Consider the following 618-nt stretch of genomic DNA (forward strand, 5'->3'; position numbering starts at 1 on the left):
CTCCATTGCCTGCCACCATCGGGTAGCAAGTTTCGTGAGGCAACGCCCGCCTGCAGGTAACGGTTCAGGCGATGCAATGCGGCAGGCCAAGATAGTTGACGCCGCCCACACGAAAGAGACTCTGGGCTTCCAGGCCGAGGTGAAGCAGCTGCTTCACCTGATGATCCATTCGCTGTATTCGAACAAGGAAATCTTCCTGCGTGAGCTGGTCAGCAACGCGTCGGATGCCTGCGACAAGCTGCGCTTCGAGGCGATCGCCAGGCCCGAGCTGCTCCAGGACGGCGGCGAGCTGGCGATCCGCGTCGCCTACGACAAGAAGGCGCGCACGATCACGGTGTCGGACAACGGCATCGGCATGACGCGCGAGGAGGCGGTCCAGCACCTCGGCACCATCGCCAAGAGCGGCACGCGCGAGTTCTTCGCGCAGCTGACCTGCGACCCTGATCAAGGAGATCGAAGCCGACGCGAAGCAGTACGGCGACGCGCGTCGCACGCTGATCCAGGCCGACCGGCGCGCAGTGGCCGAGGTGAAGGTGATCGACGAGCCGGTGACGGTCGTCGCGAGCCGCAAAGGCTGGGTGAGGGCGCTCAAGGGCCACGAGGTCGACACCGCGACGC

Annotated in this window: 1 pseudogene; it reads left to right on the forward strand. The window is 65.0% G+C overall.

The window, feature by feature from the left end:
- Window positions 1-76 precede the first annotated feature (76 nt).
- A pseudogene (locus tag MOJ79_RS18895) lies at window positions 77-618 on the forward strand (ATP-binding protein); the annotation flags it as partial.

This window comes from Calidifontimicrobium sp. SYSU G02091, from assembly GCF_022631395.1.
In the GTDB taxonomy this organism is placed as follows: domain Bacteria; phylum Pseudomonadota; class Gammaproteobacteria; order Burkholderiales; family Burkholderiaceae_C; genus Calidifontimicrobium; species Calidifontimicrobium sediminis.